Origin of the sequence: Acidovorax sacchari (assembly GCF_042847045.1) — a bacterium.
Lineage (GTDB): Bacteria > Pseudomonadota > Gammaproteobacteria > Burkholderiales > Burkholderiaceae_C > Paracidovorax > Paracidovorax sacchari.
This window is the reverse complement of sequence record NZ_AP035783.1, coordinates 2,908,312-2,927,435: the sequence shown is the minus strand read 5'-3', so window position 1 is coordinate 2,927,435 and position 19,124 is coordinate 2,908,312. Positions and strand designations below refer to the sequence as shown.

General features: G+C 65.9%; 17 protein-coding genes. 6 read left to right on the top strand and 11 right to left on the bottom strand.

Annotated features, from left to right (window positions below):
- Positions 1-900 precede the first annotated feature (900 nt).
- Genes ACGHC0_RS13185 through ACGHC0_RS13170 form a run of 4 tightly spaced genes read right to left on the bottom strand, consistent with a single transcriptional unit; the run spans position 901 to position 5,477 of the window.
- Positions 901-2,295, bottom strand: a complete 1,395-nt coding sequence (locus ACGHC0_RS13185; protein WP_415265810.1) for a dsDNA nuclease domain-containing protein — start codon at positions 2,293-2,295, stop codon at positions 901-903.
- Positions 2,292-2,744, bottom strand: a complete 453-nt coding sequence (locus ACGHC0_RS13180; protein WP_415265809.1) for a Mov34/MPN/PAD-1 family protein — start codon at positions 2,742-2,744, stop codon at positions 2,292-2,294. Before ACGHC0_RS13180 ends, ACGHC0_RS13185 begins: the two co-directional genes overlap by 4 nt.
- Entirely contained in the window at positions 2,734-4,470 is a 1,737-nt protein-coding gene (locus ACGHC0_RS13175; RefSeq protein ID WP_415265808.1) for a ThiF family adenylyltransferase, read from the bottom strand. The genes ACGHC0_RS13180 and ACGHC0_RS13175 overlap by 11 nt, the downstream gene beginning before the upstream one ends.
- Positions 4,470-5,477, bottom strand: a complete 1,008-nt coding sequence (locus tag ACGHC0_RS13170; protein WP_415265807.1) for an SMODS domain-containing nucleotidyltransferase — start codon at positions 5,475-5,477, stop codon at positions 4,470-4,472. The genes ACGHC0_RS13175 and ACGHC0_RS13170 overlap by 1 nt, the downstream gene beginning before the upstream one ends.
- 170 nt (positions 5,478-5,647) lie before the next feature.
- On the opposite strand from ACGHC0_RS13170, the gene ACGHC0_RS13165 reads away from it, so the two are divergent.
- The 3 genes from ACGHC0_RS13165 to ACGHC0_RS13155 are packed head-to-tail and all read left to right on the top strand — an operon-like array spanning position 5,648 to position 7,493.
- Positions 5,648-6,265, top strand: coding sequence for a hypothetical protein (locus tag ACGHC0_RS13165; RefSeq protein WP_415265806.1), 618 nt, complete (start codon positions 5,648-5,650; stop codon positions 6,263-6,265).
- Entirely contained in the window at positions 6,262-6,657 is a 396-nt protein-coding gene (locus tag ACGHC0_RS13160) for a hypothetical protein (protein WP_415265805.1), read from the top strand. The genes ACGHC0_RS13165 and ACGHC0_RS13160 overlap by 4 nt, the downstream gene beginning before the upstream one ends.
- Positions 6,654-7,493, top strand: a complete 840-nt coding sequence (locus ACGHC0_RS13155) for an ImmA/IrrE family metallo-endopeptidase (protein ID WP_415265804.1) — start codon at positions 6,654-6,656, stop codon at positions 7,491-7,493. The genes ACGHC0_RS13160 and ACGHC0_RS13155 overlap by 4 nt, the downstream gene beginning before the upstream one ends.
- Before the next feature lie 379 nt (positions 7,494-7,872).
- Here the strand turns inward: ACGHC0_RS13155 and ACGHC0_RS13150 are convergent, their stop codons facing one another.
- Positions 7,873-8,823 carry a DNA-binding protein gene (locus ACGHC0_RS13150; RefSeq protein ID WP_415268416.1) on the bottom strand — a complete coding sequence of 317 codons (951 nt, stop codon included), beginning with the start codon at positions 8,821-8,823 and terminating at the stop codon, positions 7,873-7,875.
- A 165-nt stretch (positions 8,824-8,988) separates the two neighbouring features.
- On the opposite strand from ACGHC0_RS13150, the gene ACGHC0_RS13145 reads away from it, so the two are divergent.
- A complete protein-coding gene (locus ACGHC0_RS13145) occupies positions 8,989-10,071 on the top strand; it encodes a site-specific integrase (protein ID WP_415265803.1) in 1,083 nt (360 codons plus the stop codon).
- A gap of 20 nt (positions 10,072-10,091) precedes the next feature.
- Positions 10,092-10,736: a phosphohydrolase gene (locus ACGHC0_RS13140; RefSeq protein WP_415265802.1), complete on the top strand. Its 645-nt coding sequence runs from the start codon at positions 10,092-10,094 to the stop codon at positions 10,734-10,736.
- Here ACGHC0_RS13140 and ACGHC0_RS13135 read toward each other — a convergent pair.
- From ACGHC0_RS13135 to msuE, 3 genes are read right to left on the bottom strand one after another with little or no spacing between them, the layout of a single operon-like run.
- The gene (locus tag ACGHC0_RS13135; protein WP_368351346.1) at positions 10,726-11,751 is read right to left on the bottom strand and encodes a methionine synthase; all 1,026 of its coding nucleotides are present in this window, start codon (positions 11,749-11,751) and stop codon (positions 10,726-10,728) included. The two genes, ACGHC0_RS13140 and ACGHC0_RS13135, sit on opposite strands and share 11 nt — an antisense overlap.
- A 44-nt stretch (positions 11,752-11,795) precedes the next feature.
- A complete protein-coding gene (locus tag ACGHC0_RS13130; protein WP_415265801.1) occupies positions 11,796-12,779 on the bottom strand; it encodes a DUF1852 domain-containing protein in 984 nt (327 codons plus the stop codon).
- A 46-nt stretch (positions 12,780-12,825) separates the two neighbouring features.
- On the bottom strand, positions 12,826-13,407 hold the full coding sequence (gene msuE, locus ACGHC0_RS13125) for an FMN reductase (RefSeq protein WP_415265800.1): 582 nt from the start codon (positions 13,405-13,407) through the stop codon (positions 12,826-12,828).
- A gap of 99 nt (positions 13,408-13,506) precedes the next feature.
- On the opposite strand from msuE, the gene ACGHC0_RS13120 reads away from it, so the two are divergent.
- The gene (locus tag ACGHC0_RS13120) at positions 13,507-14,391 is read left to right on the top strand and encodes a LysR family transcriptional regulator (protein WP_415265799.1); all 885 of its coding nucleotides are present in this window, start codon (positions 13,507-13,509) and stop codon (positions 14,389-14,391) included.
- A gap of 12 nt (positions 14,392-14,403) precedes the next feature.
- Here the strand turns inward: ACGHC0_RS13120 and ACGHC0_RS13115 are convergent, their stop codons facing one another.
- Genes ACGHC0_RS13115 through acnD form a run of 3 tightly spaced genes read right to left on the bottom strand, consistent with a single transcriptional unit; the run spans position 14,404 to position 19,117 of the window.
- Positions 14,404-15,264, bottom strand: a complete 861-nt coding sequence (locus tag ACGHC0_RS13115; protein ID WP_415265798.1) for an isocitrate lyase/PEP mutase family protein — start codon at positions 15,262-15,264, stop codon at positions 14,404-14,406.
- Between the two features lie 19 nt (positions 15,265-15,283).
- A complete protein-coding gene (prpF, locus tag ACGHC0_RS13110; protein ID WP_415265797.1) occupies positions 15,284-16,474 on the bottom strand; it encodes a 2-methylaconitate cis-trans isomerase PrpF in 1,191 nt (396 codons plus the stop codon).
- Entirely contained in the window at positions 16,475-19,117 is a 2,643-nt protein-coding gene (acnD, locus tag ACGHC0_RS13105; protein ID WP_415268415.1) for a Fe/S-dependent 2-methylisocitrate dehydratase AcnD, read from the bottom strand.
- Positions 19,118-19,124 lie beyond the last annotated feature (7 nt).

The following is a 19,124-nucleotide window of genomic DNA, read 5'->3' as shown; positions in this document are numbered from 1 at the left end:
CGTCGCCAACGAGTTGCCGCAATGGTCGCATCGCCATGGCCGGCCCAGCGGGTCCACGGCCCTTGCACAGTGCGGACAGACGTCGAGGAGTCGCGCCCGATGCCATGGGCACAGTCGAATGCGCCGGTCCTGGAAGTGGACACAGTGGTACCAGCATTCAAGGCACTGCGGGCACCAGCGCAGGCCCAAGCTCATGTGCTGTCGTTGCTCAATGTCAGCGGCGTCTAAGGGCAGCAGGAGCGCGCTCGCATCTGCAGCCGACAGTTCGAACTGCTCCTTTGCTCTCGCAACTGTCGACGGTTCGGTGGTCCAAATTCGGATGCGGTGCTGCTCAGTCACGTCGGCAAGTAGGGCGAGCACAGCCCCCACTCTGGCCGTTGCAACATGGGCAACCTTCGCCGCCAGGCACCACAGCGATGCCCCGGGGAAAAACCAAGCGGGATTTCAAGTGAGGGGTGTCCTGCGCCTCATTTGTATCGGGTCTGTCGGAGCCACCGGCGTGTCGCCTTCGCATCAGAGGAGGCGCTGGTGTCTGCCGGCTTAGCTCCCAGGTTGAGGGACTCTCGGAACCCCGAGCCTTCGACCGCCGCTCGCAAGAGCGGATTGCTAGGCGCGAGCGGCCTTCTCACATCGACAGAGTCACTGGACGCATCCATCGCGCGAAGCAACGCCAACTGCGCTTGAGCGGCGAACTGGGTTCAGCGTATTCAACCGGGTGACCAGCCCATCATCACTGATGTCGTCGCTGCGCTCACAGAGCATGCTCCGGCACAAGCTGGCACCGTGAGCAGCAGCCTGACTCGCTTTGGCAGAAATTTCCAGGCGTTTGCCAATTGGCAGTGGCTTGGAAAAACGGCGCCGCCACGACTCTCCGCAAGCATCTCGGCGTTGGCAGGCAGCCTACGCATCCAGCGATGCGGTGGCCCGGTAGCTCCCATCTACCCAGTCGTACAGCTGGACCGTGCAAACCCCGTTGAGGCGATGCCCCAGCAGCATGGCGAACGCCGCAGGGCCCTTGATGAACAGATGCAGCAACTGAAGGCGGGCCTCCGAGCGGAACTTCACCAGGGCCGCTTTTGCCTCCGCAACAGCCAAGTTCATCTCGGCATGACTTGCGACGGGTCTGCCGCGGAGGGAGAAGATGGCGGTACCTCCCGGAATGCCCACCCGAGCCAAGTCCAGGTCAGCACCGACCTCCGTCGTGAACGCGATTGACACCGCGCCCTGCGCTGCAGCAGGCTCGCCCGGCTGAAGTGAGCAGTTGAAGAAGGGGCCTTCTGCCTGTTCGTAGTTGTCGGTGCGGTACACCACCCCGTTGTGCTCGACATGCAGAACGAAGTTGTTTGTTGCGCGAAGGGCATGGCCCAGCAGGCAGGCGGCCGACATGCCCTGCCGTCCGTCGAGCGCGACGCTTCGTCGTTTGGTGGTTTTCGCCAGGAACGCTGCGATGTCTTGGGCTGCCACTGACAGCCTTTGCCAGTCCGATGCGACCTTCGCAGAGCGCTTGGGACCAACGAACTCATACGCGGGAAGTGCGAGTTGCTCCAGGGTCGCGCCCTCCCCGTTCAGGGCAATACTTGTGGGGGTGTCGACCCATCGCCCACTGTCACCAGCCAAGACTTCCATGAGGTCGGCCTCGAGTTCGGCACGGCGCACGGGGCCATGGGAAGAGTTGGCGATGTGCTCCTTGAACCGGTCGCGAAGACGAGAGGCTTGCTTGCCAGTAAGGTCGATGCCCGGAAGGTGGCGCTCAACTTCCCCTGCGAACGCTGCGTCAGCGCTCTCAGCCGAGTAGGTTTCGAATTCGACGTAGTGCAGCGCGAACTCGGCCAGGTCTTTCGGCACGTCTTGCTGTTCAGCCCAAGCTAGCACCGTTTCAAGGTCGCGCTTCAGGATGGACGAGTGTGACTGATATGCAGAACCGACGCCGCGGATGCGCGAAAGCATGGCAACGAAGGGGCTAGTCTTACTGTTGTACGCCGGGCAGACCAGGGCGAACCGAACGTGTTCAAGCGCAGAGGCGTCGTGGGCCTCCTTGAAGCGAGTGACCTCATCCCAGAACTTGGGTGCAGTGAGACTATGGTTCTTCGCCTCAACCATCAGGTGACGAACCGCCCCCGCTGGCCCGTAGTAGCAGACCTGAACATCACCGAATGCCTCGCTGACTACGTGACTGAACGCACTCTGCGCCAGCCACCTTGGCAGGTTCTGAAGGACATACGCGTCTTGGTATTCAAAGCCCACGCGAGCGGTCGCGCCTCCGGTTGACTCCTTATCTAGCAGTCCAGCCGTCATATTGTTGTCTCCAAGTCCAGATGGGATCCATGAACGCTGCCGTCCGGCAGGTAAGTGTGGGCGCTGCCTTCGAGCACCGCGCCGTTGAGTCGGAAGATGAGCAAGACGACGAAGTTGGCACCGACCCGGGGGTCCGTCGCAAGCTCCCGCATCGTCGCGTGGTCGCGAGAACTCGGCTGAACGCTGAACAGTGGGTGGCTGTGCCACTCCCCGAGGTAGTTGAAGCGCCGATAGTCGTTGCCTTTCGAGAGGCAAAACGCGCGGATGGCTCGAGCTGCCCCAGCCACACTTCGCATAAACGATGCGATGGCACCAGGACGTTGAATGTCCAACGCGCGTACAGCGAAGTGGTTCACGTCGACATGCTCGCCCATCAGCACGCCGCCACACTCTCGTGCTCCAGCTGCGCGCAGCGCCACGTGCAGCTTGGATTGAATGTCAGGAGGCACTGTAATTCGCAGCACTGGCGCCCTCGTCGATGAGTCTCCGAATAGCAGCAACCTCTTGCTGGTCCTGCTCGGACAGCGTCTGGGGCTCCTGCGGTGCCGCGCCCGGGCAGGTGACAGGAATGACGTCGAAGGGACAGCGGAACTCCCAGAACTTGCGAAAGCCGATGAGGTACGCGGCGGCTGGGTACTCCGAGGGCTCTGCACACAAGGTGTCGAGGCAGAACTGAGTCATTGACGCGGCAAGAGACCCCACGTCCGCGTCCGAGGCAACGTAGACCTTCTCTTCCGATTCGATGCCGTAGTTTGCTTCCCTGCCTTTGGGCGCCGGCGCCATTTCCTTCATCACGCCGTACAGGTGCGTGCGCACGCCCAGCGCATCTGTGTCCACGCCCGGACGGCTGCGTGCCATCAGCCCGCCACCGCCCCCGCCGAAGACCTCGCCCCAGACCATTGCCTGCCCTGCCCGCTTCGTGATGGCTGCGAGAGCGAGGAAAGCGCTCGGATTGGCCGTCGCGTCAACTACCAAGGTGCAGGACACCACCGCGTTGGCCACCATCGCAGAGACCGACGGATTGGCCTGTTCGGCAATCTTCATCGGCCAGGCGGTGACCAAGGCGCCTGGTGCAACGAGCTTGAGCGCGCGGGTGCCCGCCGCTAGCTTAGAGAAGCCGACGTCGTGCCAGTTGAGTTCGTTGCGCACGAGGTTGTGCGGCCCCACCACATCGTCGTCGACGAGCACAAAATTTCGGACGCCGGCACGAGCCAGCGACACGGCAATCTTGCTTCCCAGTGAGCCCATGCCGACGATGGCGACGGAAGCGCCAGACAGCTTGCTGAAGGTCTCAGGAAGCCGCTGTGGCTCGTCCGCGGAAAAGTCGGCCACGTGGTATCGCTGGAAGATTGGCGTGCTGCCCCCTTTGAGCAGTAAGGCATACAGCTGACCGTCTTCGTCATGTGCAATCAGGAACTGCAGCTTTTCGGCAAGGCCCTCGTCCCAGGGCCATGCAGCGCCAAGACAGGATTGGAGGTCTTGCGCATTTTTGGCCGAGTTCAGCACGCCGGCACTGGGCACGGGCACCGCCACTCCAGGGACCTGGATGCCCGGCCCCTGCGACAGCACGTCCGGCACATCACCCAGAGCGACGAGCGGGTCACCGGCCTGCAGCACGACAGCAACCGACTCACCTCTCAGCCAATCGACCACAGCCTGAATCTGCACCGGAGTGTTCCGGCCAGGGCCGGTCAGAAGCTCTCTGAGCGACCGCGTCACGATGAGCCGCTCATCGTTGGCGCTGAGGCGGTGTGCGTCTGATGCTCGATGGCGAGACGGCACAGGTCCAAAATCTGGAACGAGCCCGTGCAGGATTTCGCCCCAAATGAGCGCGCAGGCGCTTTGGACCAGGTCCACGCCGGTGATATCGCGATGCCAGTTGTCAGGTCCGTACTGCAAGCAAAGGACGCCAGAGCCCCGGTACTGGTGACCGCTCCAGGACTCACCGGACTTTTGAGGGCGGACGAACGCTGGGACATCGGGAAAGAGCTCCGGGTATACCAAGACTCCTGCGAACACGCCCTTGACCAGCTTGAGCTCGAAGTTCACGCACAACTCGCCGCTCGGCGTCGCGCTCCAACTCTGGACCGTGAGCCCAGCGGTCGCGCGGGCGTGCTCCTCCAGCAGGCGACGCTCGAGCGCCATCCGCGCGCCCTGCTCGTTTAACAGCCGCATCAGGCGAAGCCCCCTGGCTTGTTCGGGTAGACAGCGGTCGCCGGGAAGGTGAGCCCTGCGCCGACCGCCGGACGCAGCAGCGACGTCGCCTTTTCAGAGTCCGAGCGCTGGCTGGCCGAGGCCGGGAAGCAGGAGCCCAGCACGTCCCGCCAGAGCTTCAACGCCTCCTTGTCGTCAGCTTCGTCCTTCGCCTTGCGAGCAAGCGCCGCGTGTTCCGACAGCTTGTCGTAGAACGTTTTGAATTCTTCAGCCTTCACCGCTGAGAAAACATTGTTGCCCGCCACGCCCGGGTCTTCGAGGGACGGTACCTGACCCAGCAGAACTGTCAGGTAGTAGGCGTCGCGGATGGACTCCAGCAGCGTGACGAAGAGCGTTTCGAAGTTGGTCTCTGTGTAGCTCATGTGCTTGGCGACCAAGCACTCGAGGATGAAGCCCTTCGGCCGCTTGAGGTCCGCAGGCATGTGCAAGCGGCGCCACCACTTGAAGAGCTTGACAAGCTTCTTGAACCGACCGCCGGCCTTGGCATTGGTTGCAATCGTCCAGTCGGTATGAGCGTCAGGGTTCGTGTCCAGCCACTCTTCAAGATGGATGTCAGGGATGAGGTAGGCATCGCCGTTTTCGATGACAGGCACCACATCCATGTCGACGGTCACCAGCTTCACGTTGATGGACCGCCGGTTGATGGTCAGGTTCTTGTAGCCGGCGTCGACGAGCGCCTGGTGAACCGCGTCCAGGACGACCTTCGGGTCGTCTTCCGAGGTGTGGTTGGTGACCGCGATGATGTCCACGTCTGCGCGCTGCAGGACGCCGTCTACACGAGTCGGTCGGATGGCGGTATCGCGCTTATAAGAGCCGGACAGGAAGGTCCGGACGTGAACCTCCGAGAAATCATCGTGCTCAGCTAGGGCGTCGCGCAGGGTGTTGTGCGCGCTGGAACAGGCGGCCACGGTCGAGTCCGATGGCTCGATTTCGGACAACATGTCCAAGAACTGTTGTTGTGTCGTCATTTCTGTTCGCCCCTTTCTGGCGAGGAAGTTGGGAGTTGGCTGGGCTAAATCCCGGTCCCACACCCCCTAAGACGCCCGAAAATGTCACCGCGGACGCGCCGCCAAGAAATATTTCGGTCGGCGTCCGTGAAGCCGGTCAGCGGCGTCTATATCGGAGGGAGCTCCCGTACATGACTGAGGAACCAGACGAACCTTTTGGGCAGGAAACCGGGTATGAACGGTTGCAGGCCGAAGATGTCGACAAGGAGATTCGCGCCCTTCTGGGCTCGCCGGCCGACTTTGCCCGGCTGCGGAGCATCGCCTCCACCTTGGCAGCTGGGGTCACCGGGTTAACCGGCGACGACCTTCTGAGCGAGGCTGTGGTGCGCTTCTACCAGGGCCGGCGTGCCTGGCCGCGTGGCGTGCATCCGCTGGTGGTGTTCAAAAGCGCCATGCGCAGCCTGGCCAGTGACATGCGCAAGCGCAATGTCCTGAGCCCGGTCGATGAGACCGTCGCGCTGGCCACTGCAGAGGTAGACCTGGATTCGGCTGACACCCGCCGGCGGGTACATGGCGCGTCGACCTTGACGCCGGAAGACGACCTCTCCGGTAAGGAGCAGTTGGCGGCCGCCTACGCGGTGGTCGCCGGCGAAGAGGAACTGGAATTGCTGGTGATGGTCTGGGCGGACGGACTTCGCGGCGATGAAGCGGCCAAGGAGTTGGACTGGGACAAGAAGAAGTACGAGGCAGCTCGAAAACGGCTCAACCGCCGTTTAGACGCACTGGACCCTGACCGGAGATTGAAATGACCAAGCCCTCGAACTTCAAGAATTTTGTCGATGTCCTGACACAGGAACTCATCGACATGCCCGATGAACAGGTGCTCGAGGGGCGAGATGTGGCACAGCTTCAGGCCGATGCTCAGACTTTGCTCAAATCGGCCCGGGCGGAGGCTGGGCGCAGGCGCCTTGCCGCTGCCAAGGCAGGCGTCGGCAGCTTGCGAAAGCAGGTGTCGTCTCCAAGCGTGCAGTTGTCGACAGTGTCAGCTACCGACGCCCGACGTTTTATTGCCGAGGCGCAGAACGACTCTAGGTATACCTTGGCGGCACGCAAACTGGGGGAGATGTCCGACGAGGAGGTGCTCAGGCTCTACTTCCAGATGAAGCGCTTAGAGGATGCTGGCAAGGGACGCGACGAATGACGCCCGCCCAGGCGGCGGAAGCCATCATTGAGGACCTCGGCATCACCCAGATAGCCGAGCTGGACGTAGAAGCCATCGCCTATGACGCAGGCGTTGAGGTCCTGTATGAGCCCATGACCGGTTGCGAAGCGACTCTCGTCGGTGTGGGGGACCATGCGATTGCGACCATCAACCCCTCGCCGTACCGCGGTCGGGAGCGCTTTTCCATCGCTCATGAGGTTGGGCACTGGAAACTGCACCGAGGTCGTTCGTTCCGCTGCCGCGTGGACCAACTAGAGGAGAACTTCGTTTCGACAGGTTCGCTGGAGAAAGAAGCGGACACCTTCGCCTCACATCTGCTGATGCCCGCTCGCATGTTCAATGATGCAATCCGGCCCTACGGGCAGCCGAACTTCAAGCAACTCGGAGATGTCGCGGCGGCCTTTGATACAAGCCTGACGGCAACGGCGCTTCGGTTGGTGGGGGTCGATACGCTGCCGGCCATCATCGCCTGCTACACGCGCAACGGCCTGCGGTGGCATGCCGCCGCGAAACACGTGCCCAGGCGCTGGTACCTGAAGGACAAGGTTGACGAAGACAGCTTCGCCTACGACCTGCTGTTCAGTGGCAAGGAATGCCGTGCGCTAGGAAAGCAGTCCGGGGACACCTGGTTCGCCAACGATGATGCCGGCCGCTACGAAGTGCTGGAGCAGTGCGTGCCCCTACGTGGCGAAGAGGTGCTGGTGCTGCTCTACTTGGCGGATTCGAAGATGCTCTACGCGGGGTTTGATGCTGGTGTCGGTAATCGCAGGTATACCGAGCACGGCTCGTATGTGGCGCCTCGAGGCCGGAAGTGAGCAGCCTTCCTGGTGAGTGCCTAGCCTGAGACTGAATCGCTCCGGAGTTAGCTGGGAGCACTCTGTGGGCAAGCTGTCAGCTTGTCACCGGGCCGGCTAGAGCGGGTGGGCTGTTGCCTTGTCGGGTGGGAGGCGTGAGCTACTGCACCGGCAAGGTGGAAACCGCATTGTCGTGAGATTGGAACCCGAGACGCAGCTAATGTTGGTCCCAGGGGCTCGTTTGTAGCGATATCGGGTGATAGTCGGCTTCGCACCCAAGTTGCAGGTCGCAATAGCCAACCATTTGCGAACAAAGACTTAAAACAGGATGTTCCAGTGCGAGTCGCAAGTGGTCAGCCAAGGCTTGGCTGTAGCCCGGCAAGGCCGCCTTCCAGGCCCTTCACTCTTTCGTCTTCCTGCCCCTTGCCGGCGTCGCCATCTTTTTCTTCCGGGAATTGACCGGCAGCCTGTCCCTCAGTTCACTCAGCATGGCCAGCATCTCGCTGCTGCGGTCGTCGAGCTTGAGCTGCAGTTGCCGGGCTTCATCCCGGACCGCCTGCAGGTCCTCCGCGAGCCTGGCGTTGTCGGCATGCAGCGTGCCCACCCGGGTTTCGAGTGCCCGCGCCCGGTCCTGGGCATCGGAGAGCGCCTTGGCGGATTTCTTCTGTTCGGCTTCCGCCTGGAGCGCCAGCCGCCGGGATTCCTGCCGGGCCCGGTCCACCTCGGCGTGGAGCCGGCGTTCCTGGGCCTGCGCCCGTTCTTCGATGCGGGCACGTTCGGCCAAGTGGTCTGCTTCCCGGGCCTCCTGGCGTTTCCGTTCCGCATCCGCGGCCTTGCGCAGTTGCGTGTTGTCCGAGCGGGCCGTGTCCAGCTGCTGCTGGCAGGCCAGGAGTTGCTGCTGCAGGTCCCGGGCTTGCCGCGCCGCCTCGGCAATCTGGGCGTCTCGGGCTTGCAGGGCGACTGCGTAGGCCTCCTCGCGGTCGTCCAGGCGTTGCTTTTCCCGCGCCAGTTCGTCCTGGGCGAGGCGCAGGGCTTCGGCCTGTGCCTCCAGTTCGGCGCGGGATTGGGCGAGACGGGCGGCCGCCGATTCGTCCGCCTGCTGCAGGGCCCGGCCCCACAGTGCTTTCGCCGCCCTGGCAACGGGTGCGGGCAAGGCTTCCCCGGAGCCTTCCCCTGGCTCCGACGGATCTGCCGGCGCCTGCAGCCGCCTGGCCAGCGTCGCGTACCAGCCGTCGAGCATGGGCCCCACCGTGTTCGGCGACCCCCTGCCCAATTGGTGCCGCACCCGTTCGACGGTGGGGCGCTCGCCCAGGGCAAGCACCGCATCGGCTGCGGCCCAGACCTCTTCCATCTGCACGCCCCGCGGCCCTCTGAGCATTTTGGCTGGCATCGCCCTCTCCCCTTTCAATAATTATCTACGATAAGAGGTTCTTATCGTGAATAAAGTGACATGGAATGTATAAAACAATACATTGTATGTATGAAAAAATCCAAACCACCCGCTTCTGGCCTGCCCATGCGCCTGCCGACGCCGGGAAACGTGCCCGCGCTGCAGCCGGAATTGCTCTCCGATGCCACGGCGCGGGCCGTCGAGGACCTGATGCGCGAAGGCGAATCGGCCAACACCCAGGCGAGTTACCGCTCTGCCCTGCGGTACTGGGCGGCCTGGTTCAACCTGCGTTACGGGCAGCCGATCGCGCTTCCCGTGCCCTCGGCCGTGGTGCTGCAGTTCATCGTGGACCACGCCCAGCGCAGCTCCAGTGACGGGCTGCTGCACGAACTGCCGCCCGCGATCGATGCGGTCCTGGTGCAGGCCGGGTTCAAGGGCAAGCCCGGCCCCATGGCCCTCAATACGCTGGTGCACCGCATCGCGGTGCTCTCGAAAACCCACCAGCTCAAGGAAGTCGAGAACCCCTGCCAGGACGCGAAAGTCCGCGACCTGCTGGCCAAGACACGCCGTGCCTACGGCAAGCGCGGCGACCTGCCCAGGAAGAAGGACGCGCTGACGAAGGACCCGCTGATGGCCATGGTGGAAACCTGCGATCTGTCAACGCTCAAGGGCCTGCGGGACCGCGCCCTGCTTCTTTTCGCGTTCGCCAGCGGTGGGCGGCGCCGTTCGGAGGTGGCCGGCGCCGAGATGAAGCACCTGCGGCGCCATGGGGCGTCGTCGTTCACGTTCGTGCTGGCCCACTCCAAGACCAACCAGCACGCGGCGGACCGGCCGGAAAACTACAAACCCATCGAAGGCATGGCCGGAGAAGCCCTGCAGGCGTGGCTGGAGGCCGCGCGCATCACGGAGGGGCCGGTGTTCCGGCGGGTGTTGAAGGGCGGCAAGCCGGCCGGTGCGCTGTCCCCTGCCGCGGTGCGCGACATCGTCAAGGAACGTGCCCGGGCCGCCGGGCTGTCCGACGACTACTCCGCGCATTCGCTGCGGTCGGGGTTCGTCACCGAGGCGGCGTCCCAGAACGTCCCCCTGGCCGACACGATGGCCATGACGGGGCACCGCAGCGTGGCGACCGTCATGGGGTACTTCCGTTCGACCGGATCGAGCCAGGCGGCGCACCTGCTCGACCCCAAGGCACCGCCCGGCCGTTCCTGAGTGCCCCGCACAATGCACGCATGAACTCCGGCCCCCTGCTTCCCCGCGCCTGGATGCGGCTTCCCTCCGGCGCGCACCTCGACCTGATCGATCCGGACCCTGGCGCATGGACCGACAGGGACCTGGCGGTGCGCCTGTCGCGCACGGCCCGCTGGGGCGGCGAATCCGCCTGGCCGCTGCCGCTGTCGGTCGCGCAGCACTCGCTGCTGGTGCTGGAGCTCCGGCAGGCCGCCGCTCCGAGGCCGCTGAGTGCCGGGGAAGAACTGCAGGAAATCCTGCACGACGCGGAGGAAGGTTTTCTGGGCTTCGACTGCATCTCGCCGCTCAAGGCGGTACTGGGCGAACCCTTCCGCGCCGTGGCGGACCGGCTCATGCAGGCGGTCGCCCAGCGCTACGGGTTGCCGGACTGGACACCGGAGGGCCACCGGCTGCACAAGGCGGCGGATCTGGCCGCCGCAGCCAGCGAGGCCGTGCATTGCGTGGGCTGGACGCACGACGAGGTGCGCGACATCCTGCGCATCGATGCGCCCGTGGTGGGCATCGACCCGCTGGCGGCCCGATACGGCGACACCCCCTGGGAGCCCTGGCCGCTCGACGTGGCGGCCGGGCGCTTCCATGCCGCGCTGCAGGATGCGCTGGCCCGGCGCGACGGGCTCACGCCGTAGCGAACCGCTCCTTCGCCAGCCGCGTGCCTTCCGCCAGCGCCTGCAGCTTGCGCCATGCCACGTCCCGCCCCATCGGGGCGAGTCCGCAATTGGTGCAGGGGAACAGGCGCTCCTTCGGCACGAACTCGAGGGCACGGCCGATGGTGTCGGCCACCTCCTCCGGCGTCTCGACCACGTCGGTGGCCACGTCGATCACGCCGACCATCACGTCCTTGCCGGCCAGCAGCCGCATCAGGTCCGGCGGCACGTGGGAGTGGATGCATTCCAGGCTCACCTGGTCGATGCTGCTCCGGGCCAGCGCGGGAAACACCGTTTCGTACTGGCGCCATTCGTCGCCCAGGGTGCTCTTCCAGTCGGTATTGGCCTGGATGCCGTAGCCGTAGCAGATGTGCACTGCCGTCGTGCAGGTCAGGCCCTGCGCCGCGCGCTCGAGCGCCTGCACGCCCCAGTCGGCGGCATCCTTCATGTACACGTTGAACGCGGGCTCGTCGAACTGGATGATGTCCACGCCATCGGCCTGCAGGGCGAGCGCTTCCTGGTTGAGCAGTTCCGCGAACGCGAAAGCCATTTTCACTTTGTCGCCGTAGAAGCGGTCCGCCACGGTATCGACGATAGTCATCGGGCCCGGCAGGGTGAATTTCAGCTTCTTCTTCGTGTGGGCGCGCGCCAGCTGCGCCTCGAAGGCATGCACGCGGCCCTTCAGCCGCAGGGCAGACACGACCTGCGGCACCATCGCGTCGTAGCGGTTGTCGCGGATGCCCATCTTCACCTTGTGCTCGAAGTCGATGCCCTCGACCTGCTCGAGGAAGCCGTGCACGAAATGCTGGCGCGACTGCTCGCCGTCGCACACGATGTCCAGGCCGGCGTCTTCCTGGGCCTTGATCCACAGCAGGGTCGCATCGGCCTTGGCCTGGCGCAGCGCCTCGCCCTCGGCCCTCCACTGGGGCCAGAGCTTGTGGGTTTCGGCCAGCCAGGCGGGCTTGGGCAGGCTGCCGGCGATGGAGGTTTCGAACATCGGAAGGAATCCTTTCAAATAAAGAGAAATGGTCAGGGCTGCGTTCAGAGCGGGCAGGCGGCCGCCCATCGGTCCAGCACGTTCCTGTAGGGCTTGATGAAGTGCTCCTCCGCGAACTTTCCCTGCTGGACCGCGAGCTGGCTGCGTTCGACCCGGTCATAGACGATCTGCGTCAGCGAGTAGTCCTGGTGACTCAGGCTCGGTCGGTAGATCGCCCCGGCAGCCGAATTGGCGTTGTAGATCTCCGGGCGGTAGATCTTCTGGAAGGTCTCCATGGTGCTGATGGTGCCGATCAGCTCCAGGTTCGTGTAGTCGTTCGGCAGGTCTCCGTGGAAGTAGAACGCCAGCGGTGCCACGCCGCCCGGCGGCATGAAGAAGCGGACCTGCATCCCCATCTTGGCGAAGTACCGGTCGGTCGAGGACAGCTCGTCCTGCCGGTACTCCACCCCCAGCACGGGATGCCGGTTGCCGGTCCGCCGGTAGGTTCTGCTGGTCGATACGCTGATGCAGATGACGGGCGGCTTCGTGAAGTGCCCGCGGTAGGTGTCCGAGTGGGCGAACTGCTTGAACAGCTTTCCGTGCAGGTCCCCGAAGTCGTCCGGAGTGCCGAATTCCGCGCGGCCGGCGTTGTAGTCCGGCAGCAGGACGCTGAAGTCGTAGTCGCGGACGTACGAGGAAAAATTGTTCCCCGCGATGCCGTCGATGCGCCGGTTCGCCTGCCTGTCGAACATGCTGGTTTTCAGGATCTCGATCAACGGGAATGTGCCGGTGCTGCCGGTGGCATCGATGTTCATTTCGACGGAGACGATCTCCAGTGCGACGGCGTAGCGATCGCCCGCCGGGTTGTCCCAATGCGCGAGGTCATTGAAGCGGTTGTCGATCATCCGCAGCGTGTTGCGCAGGTTCTGCCGCCGGTTCGCTCCCCGGGCCAGGTTGGCGAAGTTGGTGGTGATGCGCGTGCTGTCCGATGGCTGGTAGTCCTCATCGAAACAGATGCTCTTGAGCGTGAAATGGAGTTCTTGGTGCATCGCAGTTCCAGTAACCGGGTTCTTGAGAGGTGGGTGGATCCGTGCTTCAGGCCACGGCCAGTGCTTCGGCCGGACGCGGGCTGGCGAAGCACGCCAGTTCCAGCAACGGCAATGCCTTTTCGACGGCCAGCCGGGCCCGCGCGATCAGGGCTTCGTCGTGAACCTGGTAGTCCACGACATCCTTGTCGGTCGCATAGACGCCGAGCGGCAACGTGCGCGCCTGGAAGAAGCTGAACAGCGGCCGCAGCTGGTGGTCGATCACCAGCGCATGGCGTTCGCTGCCGCCGGTGGCGGCCAGCAGGACCGGCTTGTCGATGAGGGCGTCCTGGTGGATGAAATCGAAGAAGTGCTTGAACAGCCCGCTGTAGGCGCCGCGGTACACCGGTGTCGCCACCACCAGGGCATCGGCCTGCTCCACTGCCGCGAGTTCCCGCTCCACCGCATCGGGCAGTTCGGACCGGCGGACTGCGCCCGCGAACTGCGGCGCGAGCCGGCCCAGTTCGACCAGATGCTGTTCGCACGGCAGCGCATGGGCGACCAGGTCCATCAGGTGCTCTGCCAGGGCGGCGGTCCTGGAGGGAGATTGCAGCCCGCCGGAGACTGCGGCCAGACGAAGTGGACGTGTCATTTCTTTCCTTCCTGTCATTGGTTCGGGCGGATGGTAGGCGCCTGAATCAATGAAGTAAAATGGTTTTATTTCAACAATTCATGAGCAGGTTTCATTGAAATGCTGGAGCGCATCCACCTCAGCATCGTCCAGCAGGTCGAGAAACAAGGTTCGCTGACCGCCGCCGCGGGCGTGCTGAACCTCACCCAGTCGGCCCTGAGCCACAGCATGAAGAAGCTCGAGCAGCAACTGGGCACCGATGTCTGGCTGCGCGAAGGCCGCAGCCTGCGCCTGACGCAGGCGGGCCAGTACCTGCTGGCCGTGGCCAACCGCGTGCTGCCGCAACTGGAACTGGCCGAGGAGCGGCTGGGGCAGTTCGCGCAGGGCGAGCGCGGTGCGCTGCGGATCGGCATGGAATGCCACCCGTGCTACCAATGGCTGCTCAAGGTGGTGTCGCCCTACCTGACCGCGTGGCCCGACGTCGATGTGGACGTCAAGCAGAAGTTCCAGTTCGGCGGGATCGGCGCCCTTTTCGGCTACGAGATCGACCTCCTGGTCACGCCCGACCCGCTGTACAAGCCCGGGCTGCAGTTCGAGCCCGTGTTCGACTACGAGCAGGTGCTCGTCGTCGCCAGGGACCATGCCCTGGCTTCGGCGGCCTACGTGAAGCCGCAGCAGCTGACCGGGGAGGTGCTCATCAGCTACCCCGTGGACATCGAGCGGCTGGACATCTACAACCAGTTCCTCCTGCCGGCCGGCGTCACGCCCCGGCGACACAAGACCATCGAGACCACCGACATCATGTTGCAGATGGTGGCCAGCGGCCGCGGCGTGGCCGCCCTGCCGCGGTGGCTGGTGGAGGAATACGCGGCCCGGATGGATGTCGTGCCCGTGCGGCTGGGCGCGCGCGGCATCGCCAAGCAGATCTTCCTGGGCGCGCGCGAGGCGGATACCGCCATCGACTACGTGCGGGCCTTCATCGAGCTGGCACGGGGAGGCCGCTGAAGCGGGGGCCGTTCAGGTGTAGCGCTTTTCCAGCGCGTCCCATGCGGGCTTGCCGACCAGGCGCTGGCGCTCCTCGAAGGGCGTCACCAGGCCACTGGACTCCTGCACTTCCCTGTCGTCGCGCAGCACCGTCAGGGCCCTCTGCATGCCCGCCACGGCGCCCTGCAGGGCGGCGTTGGCGTACAGGACGATGCCGAAGCCCATGGCGCCCAGTTGCTCGGCGTTGAAGATCGGCGTCCTGCCGCCGATCACCATGTTCATCAGTTGCGGCCTGGCGAGGCGCTGCGGCAGCGCGCGCACCTCCTCGGCTCGGGTCACGGCCTCGACGAACAGGATGTCCGCGCCCGCCTCGGCGAAGTGCTGCGCGCGCTCCACGGCGGCCTCGAAGCCGTGCGTGGCGGCGGCGTCGGTGCGGGCCATGATGAGCAGGTCGGGATCGCGGCGCGCATCGACGGCGGCCTTGATCTTGCCGACGGCCTCGTCGAGCGCGATGACTTCCTTGCCCGAGAAGTGGCCGCAGCGCTTGGGCGCGACCTGGTCCTCGAGCTGGATGCAGTCCGCGCCCGCGCGCTCCAGCGTGCGCACGGTGTGCACCACGTTCAGCGCGTTGCCGAAGCCCGTGTCCGCATCGACGAGCAGCGGCACGTCCACCGCGTCGCGGATGCGGGCCGTGTGGTCCGCGATCTCGGCCAGGCCCATGAAGCCCTGGTCGGGCATGCCGAACCACATGTTGGTCACGCCGGCGCCGGTGACGTAGATCGCCTGGAAGCCCAGGTCGGCGATCACCCTGGCGGACAGCGCGTTGAAGGCGCCGGGCACGATGAGGCCGCTGCGGGCCTCGGCGAGTTGCTTGAGTCGTTTGCGGGTGGACATGCGCCGTAGCCTCCGTGATTCAAAAAGCATCGCCGGGCACGCGCACCCAGCCTTCCATGAGTACGCGGGCGCTGCGGCCCATGAGCGCCCTGGCCACGGTCCACCGGCCGTTCTCCTGCCGGGCCTCGGCGCCCACGCGGAGCATGCCCGAGGGATGGCCGAAGCGGACCGCATCGCGCGTGCCTCCACCGGCGGCGCGGTGGACGACCGTGCCGGGCACGGCCGCCGCCACGCCGATGGCCACGGCCGCGGTGCCCATCATGGCGTGGTGCAGCCGGCCCATGGAGAGGGCGCGCGCCAGCAGATCGATGTCCGCCGCCTCCACGGCCTTGCCGCTGGACGCCACGTAGCCCGCAGGCGGCGCGACGAAGGCGATCTTGGGCGTGTGCTGGCGCCGGGCCGCCTCGGCCACGTCCCGGATGAGGCCCATCTTCACGGCGCCCCAGGCCCGGATGGCCTCGAAGCGCGCCAGCGCGGCCGGGTCCTCGTTGATGTCCCCCTGCAGTTCGGTGCCGGTGCAGCCGATGTCGCGCGCGTCCAGGAAGATCGTGGGAATGCCGGCGTTGATGAGCGTGGCGCGGAAGCTGCCGACACCCGGCACCTCCAGGACGTCCACCACGTTGCCGGTCGGGAACATCGCCCCGCCGCCCTCCCCGCCCTCCTCCGCCGGGTCCAGGAATTCGAGCGCCACCTCCGCCGCCGGAAAAGCCACACCGTCGAGCATGAAGTCGCCCGTCTCCTGCACCTGTCCGCCGGCGATGGGCACGTGCGCCACGATGGTCTTGCCGATGTTGGCCTGCCAGATGCGCACGGTGCAGGTCCCGTTGGCGGGAATGCGCTCCGGTGCGAGCAGCCCGCCCGCGATGGCGAAGGGCCCGACGGCAGCCGACAGGTTGCCGCAGTTGCCGCTCCAGTCCACGAAGGCGCTGTCGATGGCCACCTGCCCGAACAGGTAGTCCACGTCATGGCCGGGCCGGGCCGAGGGTGAGAGGATCACCACCTTGGACGTGGACGAGGTTGCCCCGCCCATGCCGTCGATCTGCTTGCCGTACGGGTCCGGGCTGCCGATCACGCGCAGCAGCAGCGCGTCGCGCGCGGCGCCGGGCTGTCGCGCGGATTCGGGCAGGTCCTGCAGGCGGAAGAACACGCCCTTGCTGGTTCCCCCGCGCATGTAGGTGGCTGCAATCCTGGTCTGCGGTGCGAAAGTCATTCACGCTCCTGTGCCGTGGCTGGCGAGAAAGTCCTGGGCGAAGCGCTGCAGCACCCCGCCCGCTTCATAGACCGAAACCTCCTCGGCCGTGTCCAGGCGGCAGGTCACCGGCACCCGCAGCGTTTCGCCGTTCCTGCGGTGGATGGCCAGCACGAGGTCGGCGCGCGGGGTGCGTTCGCCAGCCACGTCGTACGTCTCGGTGCCGTCCAGGCCCAGCGTGCGGCGGTTCACGCCCGGCTTGAATTCCAGCGGCAGCACGCCCATGCCGATCAGGTTGGTGCGGTGGATGCGCTCGAAGCCCTCCGCCACCACCGCCTCCACGCCCGCCAGGCGCACGCCCTTGGCCGCCCAGTCGCGGCTGGAGCCCTGGCCGTAGTCCGCACCGGCGATGACGATCAGCGGCTGGCGGCGTTCCAGGTAGGTCTCCATGGCCTCCCACATGCGCACCACCCTGCCCTCGGGCTCGATGCGCGCCAGCGACCCCCTGCGGACCGCGCCGTCCACCACGGCCATCTCGTTGACGAGCTGCGGGTTGGCGAAGGTCGCGCGCATGGCCGTGAGGTGGTCGCCGCGGTGCGTGGCATAGGAGTTGAAGTCCTCTTCCGGCAGGCCCATCTTCGCCAGGTATTCGCCCGCCGCGCTGTCCGGCAGGATGGCATTCGATGGCGACAGGTGGTCGGTGGTGATGTTGTCGGGCAGCAGCGCCAGCGGCCGCATGCCCCGGAGCGTGCGCGGGAAGGCGGCCAGGGCGCCCACGCCCTCCGTATCCCAGTACGGCGGGCGGCGGATGTAGGTGGACATGCGGCGCCAATCGTACTGCGGCGCCACGCGTCCGCCATCCTGGCCATGCAGGGCGAACATCGGCTCGTACACGGCGCGGTACTGCGAAGGCTTGACGGCGGCCCGCACCACGGCGTCGATTTCCTCGTCGGCCGGCCAGAGGTCCGCCAGGCGGATTTCCCGGCCCTGCACCACGGCGAACACGTCCCGCTCGATGTCGAAGCGCATCGTGCCGGCGATCGCGTAGGCCACCACCAGCGGCGGCGAGGCGAGGAAGGCCTGCTTCGCATAGGGGTGGATGCGGCCGTCGAAGTTGCGGTTGCCCGAGAGCACGGCCGTGGCGTAGAGGTCGCGGTCGATGATCTCCTGCTGGATCTTCGGGTCGAGCGCGCCGCTCATGCCGTTGCAGGTCGTGCAGGCGAACGCGACGATGCCGAAGCCCAGCGCCTCCAGGTCGCCCAGCAGCCCGGCTTCCTGCAGGTACAGCTCCACGGCTTTCGATCCGGGCGCGAGCGAGGTCTTGACCCAGGGCTTGCGCGCCAGGCCCAGGCGGTTGGCATTGCGCGCCAGCAGCGCCGCGGCGATCACGTTGCGCGGGTTGCTGGTGTTCGTGCAGCTGGTGATGGCGGCGATGATGACCGCGCCGTCGGGCATCAGTCCCTGCGCCTCCTGCGCGCGGGCCGCCTGCAGCTGCGGCGCGCCGGCGATGCCGCGCTCCGCCAGCGCGGACGTGGGCAGGCGGCGGTGCGGGTGCGAGGGCCCGGCCATGTTGCGCACGACCGCCGACAGATCGAACTCCAGCACCCGGTCATAGCACGCGCCGCGCAGGTCGTCGGCCCAGAGCCCGGCTGCCCGGGCGTAGGCTTCGACCTGCCGGACGTGATGCGCGTCGCGGCCGGTGAGCCGCAGGTAGTCCAGCGTCTGCGCGTCGATGGCGAACAGCGCGGCGGTAGCGCCGTATTCGGGGCACATGTTCGAGATGGTGGCGCGGTCGCCGATCGACAGGCTCTCGGCCCCCTCGCCGTGGAATTCGACGTAGGCCCCCACCACCTTGCCGTTGCGCAGGAACTCGGTCAGCGCGAGCACGATGTCGGTGGCGGTGATGCCCGGCGCGCGCCGGCCCGAGAGCGCCACGCCCACGATCTCGGGCAGGCGCATCCACGAGGCGCGGCCGAGCATCACGTTCTCGGCCTCCAGGCCGCCCACGCCGACGGCGATCACGCCCAGTGCATCCACGTGCGGAGTGTGGCTGTCGGTGCCGACACAGGTGTCGGGGAAGGCCACGCGCCCTTCCCCGTCCTCCTGCACGCAGACCACCGGAGACATCCTCTCCAGATTGATCTGGTGCATGATCCCGTTGCCCGCGGGGATGACCTCGACGTTGGCGAACGCCTTCTTCGTCCACTCGATGAAATGGAAACGGTCCTCGTTGCGGCGGTCCTCGATCTCGCGGTTCTTGCGGAAGGCGTCGGGGTCGGAGCCGCCGCACTCCACCGCCAGCGAGTGGTCCACGATCAACTGCACCGGCACGACCGGGTTCACCGCCGCCGGGTCGCCGCCCTGCTGCGCGATGGCGTCGCGCAGGCCGGCCAGGTCCACCAGCGCCGTCTGGCCCAGGATGTCGTGGCACACCACGCGCGCCGGATACCAGGGGAAGTCGGTGTCGCGCCTGCGCTCGATCAGCTGGCGCAGGTAGCCTTCGAGTTGCGCCGGATCGGCCCGGCGCACGAGGTTCTCGGCATGCACGCGCGCGGTATAGGGCAGGCTGTTCCAGGCGCCCGGCCGGAGGGAGTCGACGGCTTCCCGCGCATCGAAGTATTCCAGGTCCGTGCCCGGCAGGGGCTTGCGATGGGCTGTGTTCATCATGGGG